This is a genomic window from Pseudomonas sp. BN415 (assembly GCF_029871195.1).
GTDB classification, from domain to species: Bacteria; Pseudomonadota; Gammaproteobacteria; order Pseudomonadales; family Pseudomonadaceae; genus Metapseudomonas; species Metapseudomonas resinovorans.
This window is the reverse complement of sequence record NZ_SSOK01000059.1, coordinates 43,658-56,012: the sequence shown is the minus strand read 5'-3', so window position 1 is coordinate 56,012 and position 12,355 is coordinate 43,658. Positions and strand designations below refer to the sequence as shown.

The following is a 12,355-nucleotide window of genomic DNA, read 5'->3' as shown; positions in this document are numbered from 1 at the left end:
TCGAATGAATGGGCTACTCGTCTCCGGAGGAGAAGTCGTAGTCCATCGCCTGGCTGGGGCCTTGCAGGTAATAACCCTGGATGTAGTTAACGCCGGCCTGCCAGAGGGTGGCCAGGACGCTGGCCGTCTCGACGAAGGGCACGATGGTCATCTTGGCTTGGGCGTGCAGGCTCGCCAGTTGGGTCTTGAGGGCCTCCTGGTTCTCTGCACGGTTGAGGTCCTGAGTAAAGGAGCCATCCACCTTCACGAAGTCGATGGAGAGATGCTTGAGGGTATTGAACGGGTTCAGCGCGCAGCCGAACTGGCTCAGGGCGACTTGGCAGTGCAGTTCGGCTAGGCCTTGGGTAAGTGCCTTGGCTTGCTTCAGATAGGCGATGGCGTCGGGCTCGCTGAACTGGAAGATCAGGGCATCGGACGGTAGGCGTGCCGCCTTCAGCGCCACGCTGAGCCACGGCAGCAGCGTCGGGTCCTGCAGGCTGGCGCCGGACAGGTGGACGAAGAGTCGGGTGTTGTGTCCCTTGGTGCGATGTTCGGCGAGCAGCTTGATGGAGTTGAGGATCACCCAGCGGTCGATCTTCTCTGCCAGGCCTGCTTCCTTGGCAGCGTCGAGGAAATCGGCGGGCGGCACTTCTTCGCCTTGGGGGCTGAGCAGACGCAGTAGTACTTCGTAGTGCTCGAAGCTGTCCCCGCGTAGGCTGATGATCGGTTGGAACAGCAGGCGGAAGCTGTTGTTCTCCAGGGCCTGCTGGACCATCGCCACCAGGCTTCCACGGTTGGCCGCAGCGGCCAGCTCATCGGCTGGGTTGTACAGTTTGAGGCCGTTCTCGTCGCCCAGTTCGTCGGCGCAGCGATGAGCGCGGTCCACCACGTCTTGGGCCTTGGGGGTAGTCTCGCTGAGGCCGGCAACGCCGATGCACAGGCTGACCTGCACGGTGCGGCTGCTGACGTCGAAGAGGTGGACGTCGATCTTCTTCAGCAGGTTCTGCAGGCTTTCCTCGGCTTGTTCCGGGGTAATGCCCTGTTGCAGGACACCGAATACGTCGTCGCCGTAACGGGCCAGTTGCGCATCGCCGGCGAAATGGGCGCGCAGCAAGTTGGCGAGGTCGGTGAGCAGCAGGTCGACACCGGCAATGCCGATTTCGGCGAGCAGGCTGGAGTAGCGGGTGACACGGATGTACGCGACGCTCGAAGGTTGGCTGGCCTTGACCGCGCGTTCAGCCGCGGTGTCGAGCATTTCATTGAAGTGGGAGCGGTTGAACAGGCCAGTGACCAGGTCCTGGCTGCTGATCTCGCGCAGTTTTTCCTCCAGCTCGGCACTGTCGGTCTCGGCGCGGATGACCACTTGGATGCAGGGCTCCCCATCATAGGTGGCAGGGGAGAAATTCATGCGTGCCTGGAAGCTCTGGCCGTCCACTTTGCAGCCATTGCAAGTGAGTTCGCCACTGCCTTCGCCGTCGCGGTAGTTCTTCAGGAAGTCCTTGAAACCGGCCTGGTCGACGCCGGCGATCAGGTCGATCATCGGCATGCCTTCGAGTTCGTCGCCATCGTCGTAACCGAACATCTCGACGTAGGCGCGGTTGGCATAGATGTGCATACCGTCGTGGACATAGGCGATGGCGTCAACCGAGCTGTCCAGCAACAGCTGGCAGCGCTTCTCAGCTTCCCGCAGGCTGACTTCGGCGGCGCGGCGGGCGCGGCGTTGCTCGAGGTTGGCCAGCTCGCGGTTGGCGACCAGGACCAGTCGCTCGTCTTCGCCCTGGGGCAGTGCGTCCTGGGCGCCTAGCGCCAGAGCCTCGGTGATGAGGTCGGAGTCGTTGTCCTGCACCAGTTGGATGAACGGAATGTCCTTGGACTGGCGCCGGATGCTGTTGAGGGCTTCGCCCGGGCTCAGGTGCTCGCTTTCGGGTGCGGCGATCAGGAGGTCCCAGCTTTGTTGCAGGACCTCGTTGAGGTCGTCAGCGGAAATGATGCGATGGACGCGAGTCGCGCGGCCTGAGTTGCGAAACAGGCTGACCAGGCGCTCGGCTTCGTTCTGCGAGTCTTCCAGGATCAGCAGGCGGATCGTTTTCTTTTCGATGGCCATGGCCTGTGCTTAGCGCCGAACGAGCGCGAATAGGCGACGAATGGTGGTGTGTCGGGAATCTACAGCGACTTCCATAGCGAGTCAAAATCTTCCTCGCTGCCTTGCGTCAGGCTGCCGGGGCCTGTGACCGGTTTCCCCTGCGGCGGTGTCGGTTGTTCGAAAACCCGGTACTCGAATTGGTTGAAACTGCCAGTACTGGTCAGGCGTCGGGTGAGCACCGCGCGGTGTTCGTCGCCATGCAGGTTGATCTGCACCTTGTTGCCTTCCTGGAAGGGTAGGCGCGGGGTGATCAGGGTGGCTGGGCGGGAAATCGCGCCAATGGCCGGCAGCAGCAGGGCCCGCAGGTAATGGCTCGTCTGTTCGCCTTTGCGCATCAGCAGCACGCCGCAGGATTGGGCCTGGGGTGCCACCAGTTCGATGCCCATTTGGGTGCCGCCACCTCTTACCTGGCGGATCCAGCGCACTATGGCGATGCTCCAGCCTTGGTCGGGTGCGTCCTGAACACCGATCAGTTCGCCGGCCTGTAGCTGGCTGGGGACTTCCTTGGGCCAGCTCAGGCAGTAGCCGCCTGGGCTGTGGTTGACCACCGCGACGTTGAAGGTCGGATAGCTTTCCGGTGCCGTGCTGGCCTGGGGCGGAGGGGGGCTGCTCTCGGAAACGGGCCTGGTGTATTCGATTTCTTCCATCGGCATGCCCGGCTGCCAGCCCTGGGTGGGTTGCGCGTCGAAGGCCTTGGCCCAGATGTCTTTGGCAGGTTGCTTGCCGAGCGTGTCGAACACCGCCTGGCCGACATCCTCGGGCAGCTTGAGCACTTCGCTGAAAGGGCGACTGCCTGCCAGGAAGAAGTGCAGCGCGCTCATGCCGATGCACAGGGTCAGGCCGCCCTGGCCGGGGTTGCGCTGAAAGGTGCGCTCGGAAATATCGCCCCAGGCCGAGCTCAGGTGCTGCAGCAGATCGAGGGTCAGGCCCTCAGGCAGCGGCAGGCGTGCCTGGTTGCGCTGTTCTGCCGGCAGAAGCAGGTATTCCTTGATGGCATCCACCAGCGGCAGCGGGTCGAGGCCCAGCAGCGTGCGTGGGTCGACCTCCTGGAACAGCGACTTGTAGCGCGGTGGTCCGTCCAATTGGGGGGCCACGGCGAAGAGGCTGGAGGGCAGCTCGGCCGACTGCAGCTTGACCAGCGTGCTCCAGGGTTCGAGGATTTCCGCCAGGCGGGCGATGCCGTTCTGGCGCATCTGGTTGCAGCGGGCGCAACCCAGCAGCAGTGCCACCAGGTAGGTCTGCTCAACGCTGAGCCCTTGCGTGTGGCGGGCAAGCGGGTCGCGCACGGCGACTCGATGGAGTTGGCGGCTCTGAGCCAGCTGATAGAGCTGGTGCAGTTCCAGCCAGAGGCCTTCGGGAACCGGGCAGTAGAGCTGGTTGGAGCGGATCAGTGGGCCGTTCAGGCTGTGGGTTGCCCGTTGCAGGGCAATGGCGAGGAGTTGTGCGCGCTCGCGGTCACGGCTGGGGCGCGGAGACTCCTGCACGATGATCAGTTTGTAGCCGATGGCCAGGTGGTTCTGCAGGGCCTGGCAGAGGTTGGCAACCTTGCGCGGGCGCTCGTCCAGGACAATGGACTGGCCGATGAAGTGCCGTTCCAGATGCTGGCAGACGAAATGCACTTCCGGACGCATCAACTCGAGAAGCTGCAGGCGGTTCTCGGTCGGGGTGATCAACTGGTTGAGTTCCACCAGGGCCTGATAGAGCTGGCGAGCGGTTTCGCCGAGGTTGGCCTTGGGCAGGTGGGAGATCCAGCGTCTCAGCTCACGAGGGGTGGCATCGCAGAAGGACAGGCTCTGTTTGCTAGGCGCGGGTGCGCGCAACAGCAGGTGAGGGCTCTGGTGGTCCATCCGGATCGGTTTCTCCGATTTCTCGTGTGGGGTGTATTGGGTTGGATCTCGGCACTCTATCAGCATCCTTGCACGCTGGCAGCCTATCCAAAGGGTCGGCCTGTGGACGGGTTGGCCGTTTGGCCGTGCGCAGTGCTTGGCTGATAGGCGCCTGGCCGAACCGGGCGGTCCGGCCAGGATTCGCTTCGATCAGGCGTCCTTGGGCAGGGCTAGCAACTGGCCCATGCGTACCTGGCTGCCGGGCCAGGCGTTCTCGGACCAGCGAACCTGGTCCGGGCCGAACAGGACAATCGCGGTGGAGCCCAGCTTGAAGCGACCGAGTTCGTCGCCCTTCTCCAGCTTGATGGGCGCACGCGCCGCTTCGTCATAGCTGAAGGTCTTCAGCTCGCGCTTCGGCGGCGTCACCAGGCCGGCCCAGGTGGTTTCGATCGAGGCGACGATCATCGCGCCCACCAGCACCACGGCCATCGGGCCGCGCTCGGTGTCGAAGATGCACACCACGCGCTCGTTGCGGGCGAAGAGTTCAGGCACGTTTTCGGCGGTGCTCTGGTTTACCGAGAACAGCCGCCCCGGTACGTAGACCATCTCCCGCAGCGTGCCGCCCAGGGGGGCATGCACACGGTGATAGTCCTTGGGCGAAAGGTAGACGGTGGCGAACTCGCCCCCCATGAAGGACGCGGCGCGCTCGGCGTCGCCACCCAGCAGTTCCAGTACGCTGAAGCTGTGGCCTTTGGCCTGGAAGCAGCGGCCGTGCTCGATCGGCCCCATCTGGCTGATGGCGCCATCGGCCGGGCAGAGGATGGCCCCGGGGGTTTCGTCCAATGGTCGGGCGCCAGGCTTCAAGGCGCGGGTGAAGAAGGCGTTGAAGTGCTCGTAGGCGGTGAGGTCTTCGACCAGGGCTTCACTCATGTTCACCTGGTAGCGCTTGGCGAACCAGGTGGTGAAAGCATTCTTGAACCAGTGCACGCGGCACTCGGCGATGCAGCCGGCCAGGCGCGACAGCAGGTGATGCGGCAGCAGGTACTGGCTGATGATGAATAGGCGTTCTTTCATTGGGGTTCCTTGGCGGGTAGGGCGTCAGAGCTCTACGGGGGTATCCGGATGATTGCCCCACTCGGACCAGGACCCGGCATAGCCCTTGACCCGCGGATAGCCGAGGGCCTTGGCGACCAGGTAGGTGAAGCCCGAGCGGTGGTGCGTCTGGCAGTGGGTGACGATTTCCTTGTCCGGCGTAATGCCCAGGGACTGGAGGATTTCGGCCATGTCGGTACGGATGCGCAGGGCGCGGGAGGGGTCCATGCCAGCGGTCCATTCGAAGTTGACCGCACCGGGGATATGCCCGCCCTTGGCGGCCAGCACCTTGGTGCCGTTGTACTCGCCGGGGCCGCGGGCGTCCCAGATGGCCAGATCGTCGGCGCCCAGGCGGCCCTGCAGGTATTCGCGGGTGGCGGTGGGTTCGTCGTGCAGGGTCAGGGCGAGCGGACCACCCACTGGCGTGGGTGTGGCTTCAGTGGTTTCCCGGCCTTCGGCCAGCCAGGCGTGCAGGCCACCGTTCAGGTAGTGGTAACGATGGTGGCCGATCACGTCCAGCAGCCAGATGAAGCGTCCGGCCCAGCCGCCGCCTTCGTCGTCATAGACCACGTAGGTGGCCTCGGCGCGGTGGCCGAGTTCGCCGAACAGCGCATCGAGGTCGGCCTTGGCCGGCAGCAAGCCGGGTGCCGGCGGCTGGCCGAGCTGGGTGCGCTTCGGATCGACGAAGCGTGCGCCAGGGATGTGGCCAGCAGCGTAGCGGGCCGCGCTGGTGAGGTCGACCAGGATCAGCTCGCTGGCACCAAGCAGGGGCGCCAGTTCGGCCGGCTCGATTACCAGTGACAGGTTGGAGAAGGCAGACATGAAAGCCTCCGTGAATGAACAAAGTGGCGGATTGTATAGGAAAGCCTAGCGGCCGCGTCTGGCGAAGGTGGCGAGGGCGCGCTCGATGCACTGGGCTGTCTTGGCGAAGGCCCGCAGGCTGAGTTCGGCGAAAGGCGCGCCGTCCTGGTCCGCCACCACCAGCATGACAACCCGACCGTTCACCGCGATGGAGCGCAGCAACAAGTGATGCCCCGGGAACAGGCTCTTGAGCTGGCCGGGCAGCAGGGCAGAAAACTGCGCCATGTTGTCGGGCCCCAGGCGCAATTGTCCGGGTTGGGTGAGGAGGCGTCGCAGCACCTGGCTCTGGTTGGGGTCCAGTTGCAGGCCGTTGGCCTCCTTTGGCAGTCCGGCCTGTTGCTGGGACAGTAGACGGCTGTGATTGCGGTCGGCCAGTAGTACCAGGATCCGACGCATGCCACCGCTTTCCAGGGCATCTCGGGCGCAGGCGGAAAGTTGCACCACGTTGGTGAAAGGGCTGGGTTCGCGAATCAGCTCACCGCAGTGGCGGCGCCAGTCGTCCAGGGCGTCCGCAGTAGGTGCTGGTGCTGTGACTGGTTCACGATGCAGGCGATGTTGGTTCCAGGGCCAGAGCAGCGCTTCGGCGGGGTGCCAGAGGTCGCCGCGGGCATGCAGGCGCCCGCTCTGCGCCGCCTGTTGGTGGACATGCTGCTGCAGTTCGTCGAGCGGCATCTTCATGAACAGCCCAGTGAGGCGCTGCCAGCGAAGGCTGTGGCCGCCGGACCAGCCGGCATGGGCAGAAATCGCCAGGCCGTTGGCCAGCAGGACGGTGTTGCCCGGTTGGGTCAGCCAGCGACCCAGGGCTGGATTGGCGTCCAGTTGTTGCTGCTGGTGCAGGGGGTGTTCATTGTCGCGGGCGATATGCAGGGCCTTCACCAGCAGGCGACGATCGTCATTCAGCAGGCGGTAGCCCTCGACAATCCAGTCGGGCAACTTCCAGTGTTCCGCCAGGGCCTGGCAGAGTCGCAGCAGCGGCACACCAAGCAGCTCGCGCTCGACCCTGGTGGCCGGCTCGCCTTCGCCCAGTACGCGCTTTTCCCAGGTGGCGAAGAGCTCCGGATGCGTGGCCAGCAGCGGCCAGAGGGGGGAGAGGAATAAAAGACTGCACCAGTGGATTTCCTGCCAGAGGCGCGCCAGCCGGGCCGCGAACAGACCGTTGGCCTGCTGGGCGGCGTGCTGGCTGATCAACTGCAATTGGCGCAGCGAGTGAGGGATTTCTTCCTCGGTGATGGCCGGCAAGCGGTTGAGCAACACTTCCGCGCGCTTCAGGCCCAGACGGCTGAGGGCGACTTCCAGGCTCTCCGCCGGGCTGCTCAGCATGCTGCCGGCGGCGTTGGCCTCGCGCAGAAGGCTGAGGGCAAGGGCGGGACTTTCCTGAGTCAGGTCGGCGATATCGCGCAGGGAGCGGCGGCTGTCGCCGAGGGCGCGGCGGACTTTTTCATGGGCGGCGGCGGGGACGGGCAGGCGCACTCCATCGAGGTGCTTGATCCAGCCGTCGAGGCTGCGTGGCAAGGGCTTTGCGGTTGACATAGAGGGCCGCCAATCTGGCTTTTCGCCTGAACAGGCTATAGTCTGGCGCATATCTTCCGATAATTAGAAGGGGCTCTTTTCATAACCCTTTCTACTGACTCTTCAAGCTTCCTTCCTATGGCAAAAATAATCGGCATCATCGTCGTATTCGCCAGCGTGCTCGGTGGGTACATCCTGTCTCACGGCAAGATCGCCGCCTTGATCCAGCCTTTCGAGGTCTTGATCATCGGTGGCGCCGCGCTTGGAGCGTTCCTTCAGGCCAACCCCGGCAGCACGACGATGATCGTGTTCAAGAAGTCGCTGAAGATGTTCGGCACCCGATTCACCCACGGCTTCTATCTCGAAGTGCTGCGCTTGCTCTATGAAATCCTCAACAAAAGCCGTCGCGAAGGGATGATGGCCATCGAGGCCGATATTGAGGACGCCGCCGCCAGTCCCATCTTCAGCAAGTACCCGGGCATCCTCAAGGATGAGCGGATGACTGCCTACATCTGCGATTACCTGCGCATCATGTCCTCCGGCAACATGGCGCCCCATGAGCTGGAAGGCCTGTTCGACATGGAGCTGGCCAGTCTGAAGGAAGAGTTGGAACACCCTGCCCACGCCGTCAACCGGATCGCCGATGGCCTGCCGGGATTCGGCATCGTCGCTGCGGTACTGGGTATCGTGGTCACGATGGCCATGCTGGGCGAAGCCGAGCAGGCCGCCCTTGGCCAGCACGTGGGGGCGGCGCTGGTGGGTACCTTCCTCGGTATCCTCGCGGCCTATGGTTTCTTCGGCCCGCTGGCGGTGTCCCTGGAGCACGATGCGCGCGAAGAGCTGAACGTGTTCGAGGCTATCAAGGCCTGCCTGGTGGCTTCAGCTTCCGGCATGCCACCGTCGCTGGCAGTTGAGTTCGGCCGCAAGACGCTGTTCCCGGCGCATCGCCCGAGCTTCACCGAGCTGGAACAAGCCGTGCGCGGCAGCTGAAGGCTGAGTCATGGAGAACAACCAGCCGATCATCGTCAAGCGCGTCAAGCGCTACGCCGCCGGTCACCACGGCGGTGCCTGGAAGATCGCCTTCGCCGACTTCGCGACAGCGATGATGGCGTTCTTCCTGGTGCTCTGGCTGATGTCCTCGGCCACGCCCGAGCAGAAGAAAGCCATCTCCGGCTACTTCAAGGACCCCATTGGCTTCACCGAAAGTGCCAGCCCCTATGTCATCGACTTGGGGGGTACGCCGACGCCAGCGCCTGATCGCACTCTCAATCCGGAGCTGAAGGACGCCCCTGATGCCCAAGAGGTGCCAACCGACACCAGCGATACCGCGCCCGTTGACGCCAGCCAGGTCGAAACCCTGGCCGAGCAGATCGAACGCGAGCGCCTGGAGCTGTTGCTGCAGGAGTTGCAGAACAAGGTCGAAGAGAACCCCGAGCTGCGCAAGTTCAAGGACCAGATACTTTTCGAGATCACCCAGGACGGCCTGCGTATCCAGATCATGGATGCTGCCAACCGTCCTATGTTCGACCTTGGCAGTGCCCGCCTGCAGCCCTATTTCGAAGACATTCTGTTGATCCTGGCGGAGACCATCAAGGCGGTCCCCAACAAGATCAGCATCAGCGGCCATACCGACGCCAAGCCCTATACCGGCGATGGCGATTTCGGCAATTGGGAGCTGTCCGCCGGTCGTGCCAACGCTGCACGTCGGACCCTGATCGCCGGTGGTTACCCGGAAGGGCAGGTGGCGCGGGTGGTGGGGTATGCCTCGTCCGCATTGTTCGATCGCAAGGACCCTTTCAATCCGGTCAACCGCCGCATCGATATCATCGTCCTGACCAAGAGGGCCCAGCGAGCCATCGAGGGCGAGCAGGGAGAGGGTGACAATCCTGCCGATCAGCAGCCTCAGCAAGCCGAGCCCCCAGTCAGTGACGGGGCGATGCCTCAATTGCCGGCGACTGACCCGGTGGAGCCCACACAACCGCGCGAGCTAAGAGAGAAACTGAACATCTTCGAAGACGGTGTGCTGAGGATGGACGAGCCCAAGGGGCAGTGATCCCGCCGCATACGAAAGAGGCCACGCATTGCGTGGCCTCTTTGTTTTTGGGGCGTATTGCGGGATCGATATTGCTCAATACGACCTAGCGTGCAGGATCAGTATTCGTCCTCGGGCAGGCTGGCAAGGATGTGCCGGTAGCTGGCCATGCGTTGTGGATGGATGCGTCCTTCTTCCAGGGCCTTGAGCAGGGCGCAGCCGGGCTCGCGGTCATGCTTGCAGTCACGGAAGCGGCAGGTCCCGAGCAGGTCATTGAACTCGATGAAGCCGGAATCGACGTCGCCACGGCTGACGTGGCCCAGACCAAATTCGCGGATGCCGGGTGAGTCGATCAACTCACCGCCACCGGGGAAGTGGAACAATCGCGCAGTGGTGGTGGTGTGGGTGCCCTTGCCGGTGAGTTCGGAAAGAGGACCCACTCGGGTATCCACGCCTGGAAGCAGGCTGTTCACCAGGGACGATTTGCCCACGCCGGACTGGCCGACGAACACACTGATATGGCCATCGAGCCGCGACATCAGGTCCTCCATGCCGCCACCTTCGCGCGCCGAAACCTCCAGCAGCGGGTAGCCTAGCTGGCGGTAGACGCCGAGCAGATCGTCGAGCATGGCGCTGTTCTGTTCATCCACCAGGTCGGCCTTGTTCAGTAGCAGCAGCGGGTGGATGCCTGCGTGTTCGGCGGCGATCAGGTAGCGGTCGATCAGATTGGCGTGGGGGTGGGGCAGGGGCGCGAAGACGATGACAATCTGGTCAACGTTGGCTGCCACTGGCTTGAGCAGGCCACGCATGTCCGGGCGGCATAGCTCTGAGCTGCGCGGCAGTTGGGCAACGATTACGCCGATACCTTGATTGCCGGAGCGCCAGACCACGCGATCCCCGGTGACCAGGGTTGGCAGATTGGCGCGCAGGTGGCAGCGCATGATCTGGCCGGCCTGTTCGCCTTCCAGTGCCTCGACTTCCACCTGGACGCCGAAGTGAGCGATCACCAGGCCGGTCTGCTCTGGGCCCAGGTCGCCGCCTTCGAGCTCATCGAGCGCGCGGGACTCCCGTTTGGCTGCGCGGGCTGCGCGCTCTTCCTGGATTTTCTCGATGCGCCAGCTTTGCCGGCGAGTGAGTTGGCGCTTTGCCATGGTGGGTCCGCTTGTTAAAAACCGCGCGAGTTTAGCACGCAGCCCGTAACCGCAGGCTCTAAGCTAGAATGCGCGCCTCGCCTTGGAGACCGACTATGCAGAATGCCTTGAACCTGATCTGGATCGATCTGGAAATGACCGGCCTCAATCCGGATACGGACGTCATCATCGAGATGGCCACAATCGTTACTGACAGCGAGCTGAATGTACTCGCTGAAGGCCCGACCATCGCGATCCATCAGAGCGATGAAATCCTCGCTGGCATGGACGAATGGAACACCCGCCAGCACGGCCAGAGCGGCCTGACCCAACGTGTGCGCGAGAGTCGTATCAGCATGGCCGAAGCCGAGGCCCAGACCCTGGCCTTCCTCGAGCAGTGGGTACCGAAGGGCAAGTCACCGATCTGCGGCAACAGCATCTGCCAGGATCGCCGCTTCCTCTATCGCCACATGCCGCAGCTGGAAGCCTACTTCCACTACCGCAACCTGGACGTCTCCACGGTCAAGGAGCTGGCCGCACGCTGGGCGCCCAAAGTGCGTGACGGCGTGAAGAAGAGCAGTAGCCACCTGGCTATGGACGACATCCGCGACTCTATCGCCGAGCTGCGGCACTATCGTGAGCATTTCATCAAGATCTGACTCACGTCGCGCTTGTCCGGTGCCGGGCAAGCGCCCATTCCACATGCTCGCGCACCAGCTCAGATGGGTATTTGCGGCGCAGCTTCAGGGCTTCGAGTACCGGGATGCTCGACGGCGCATTGCCCAGTCCCACTGCCAGGTTGCGTAGCCAGCGTTCGTACCCGGCGCGACGCAGGGGAGAGCCTTCGGTGCGACTGAGGAACTCTTCCTCGCTCCAGCGGAACAGCTCAGCCAGCTCGGCGTTGTCCAGGCCGTGGCGGGGCTGGAAGTCGCCCTCACCTGAGGGGTGGGCAAAGCGGTTCCAGGGGCAGACCATCTGGCAGTCGTCGCAACCGAACACCCGGTTGCCGATCAGCGGGCGCAGGTCTTCGGGAATACTGCCCTTGAACTCGATGGTCAGGTAGGAAATGCAGCGCCGCGCATCCAGCTGGTAAGGGCCGACGAAGGCGGCGGTAGGGCAGATGTCCAGGCAGGCCGAACAACGGCCGCAATGCTCGCTGCCGTGGGGCTCATCCACCGGTAACGGGGCGTCGACGAAGAGCTCGCCGAGGAAGAAGTAGCTGCCGGCCTTGCGGTTGAGGACCAAGGTGTTCTTGCCAATCCAGCCCAGACCGGCGTGCTCTGCGATGGCTTTCTCCAGCACCGGCGCGCTGTCGACGAAGGCGCGATAGTTGAACGGACCTATGACCTTCTCGATGCGCTCGGCCAGGTGCTGCAGGCGTTTGCGGATCAGTTTGTGGTAATCGCGTCCCAGGGCGTAGCGCGAGACATAGGCCTTTTCCGGCTGGCCCAGAACCTTGGCCATGCGCGTATCGCCGGGCAGGTAGTCCATGCGCAGGGAAATGACCCGCCGGGTGCCGGGCACCAGTTCGTCCGGGTGCGAGCGCTTGCTGCCGTGGGCGGCCATGTAGTCCATCTCGCCTTGGAACCCGGCGTCCAGCCAGCGCTGCAGGTGTCGTTCATGTTCACCGAGCTCCACGCCGGTGATGCCCACCTGCTGGAAGCCCAGTTCTCGGCCCCAGTCCTTGATGGATTGGGCGAGGGAGGCGAGATCTTGCGAGGAAAGGGTCATGCTGGGGCGGGAAACCGGTGTCGAGGTGGATATAATTCTGCCAGACCTCGCA

The 12,355-nt window shown here is 63.6% G+C and carries 10 protein-coding genes; 3 read left to right on the top strand and 7 right to left on the bottom strand.

Features of this window, described 5'->3' with window-relative positions; genetic code table 11:
- Positions 1-13: 13 nt before the first annotated feature.
- The 5 genes from E8F20_RS17785 to E8F20_RS17765 form a co-directional block, all read right to left on the bottom strand.
- Positions 14-2,083: an EAL domain-containing protein gene (locus tag E8F20_RS17785; protein WP_280284902.1), complete on the bottom strand. Its 2,070-nt coding sequence runs from the start codon at positions 2,081-2,083 to the stop codon at positions 14-16.
- A gap of 59 nt (positions 2,084-2,142) precedes the next feature.
- Positions 2,143-3,969: a molecular chaperone gene (locus E8F20_RS17780; RefSeq protein WP_280284901.1), complete on the bottom strand. Its 1,827-nt coding sequence runs from the start codon at positions 3,967-3,969 to the stop codon at positions 2,143-2,145.
- Positions 3,970-4,158: 189 nt separating this feature from the next.
- Positions 4,159-5,022: an archaetidylserine decarboxylase gene (gene asd / locus E8F20_RS17775; protein WP_280284900.1), complete on the bottom strand. Its 864-nt coding sequence runs from the start codon at positions 5,020-5,022 to the stop codon at positions 4,159-4,161.
- A 24-nt stretch (positions 5,023-5,046) separates the two neighbouring features.
- Complete coding sequence (gene rhdA, locus E8F20_RS17770; protein WP_280284899.1) at positions 5,047-5,862, bottom strand: thiosulfate sulfurtransferase; 816 nt, start codon at positions 5,860-5,862, stop codon at positions 5,047-5,049.
- 45 nt (positions 5,863-5,907) lie between these two features.
- Complete coding sequence (locus E8F20_RS17765) at positions 5,908-7,431, bottom strand: HDOD domain-containing protein (RefSeq protein ID WP_280284898.1); 1,524 nt, start codon at positions 7,429-7,431, stop codon at positions 5,908-5,910.
- 117 nt (positions 7,432-7,548) lie between these two features.
- On the opposite strand from E8F20_RS17765, the gene motA reads away from it, so the two are divergent.
- Both motA and motB read left to right on the top strand, forming a co-directional pair.
- On the top strand, positions 7,549-8,400 hold the full coding sequence (motA, locus tag E8F20_RS17760; RefSeq protein WP_280284897.1) for a flagellar motor stator protein MotA: 852 nt from the start codon (positions 7,549-7,551) through the stop codon (positions 8,398-8,400).
- 10 nt (positions 8,401-8,410) lie between these two features.
- Positions 8,411-9,463, top strand: a complete 1,053-nt coding sequence (motB, locus tag E8F20_RS17755; protein ID WP_280284896.1) for a flagellar motor protein MotB — start codon at positions 8,411-8,413, stop codon at positions 9,461-9,463.
- Between the two features lie 98 nt (positions 9,464-9,561).
- Here motB and rsgA read toward each other — a convergent pair whose 3' ends face one another.
- Complete coding sequence (rsgA, locus tag E8F20_RS17750; protein ID WP_280284895.1) at positions 9,562-10,593, bottom strand: small ribosomal subunit biogenesis GTPase RsgA; 1,032 nt, start codon at positions 10,591-10,593, stop codon at positions 9,562-9,564.
- A gap of 95 nt (positions 10,594-10,688) precedes the next feature.
- Here rsgA and orn point away from each other — a divergent pair, with 95 nt between their 5' ends.
- Entirely contained in the window at positions 10,689-11,231 is a 543-nt protein-coding gene (gene orn / locus E8F20_RS17745) for an oligoribonuclease (protein WP_028630645.1), read from the top strand.
- A 1-nt stretch (position 11,232) separates the two neighbouring features.
- Here the strand turns inward: orn and queG are convergent, their stop codons facing one another.
- A complete protein-coding gene (queG, locus tag E8F20_RS17740; RefSeq protein ID WP_280284893.1) occupies positions 11,233-12,303 on the bottom strand; it encodes a tRNA epoxyqueuosine(34) reductase QueG in 1,071 nt (356 codons plus the stop codon).
- Positions 12,304-12,355 lie beyond the last annotated feature (52 nt).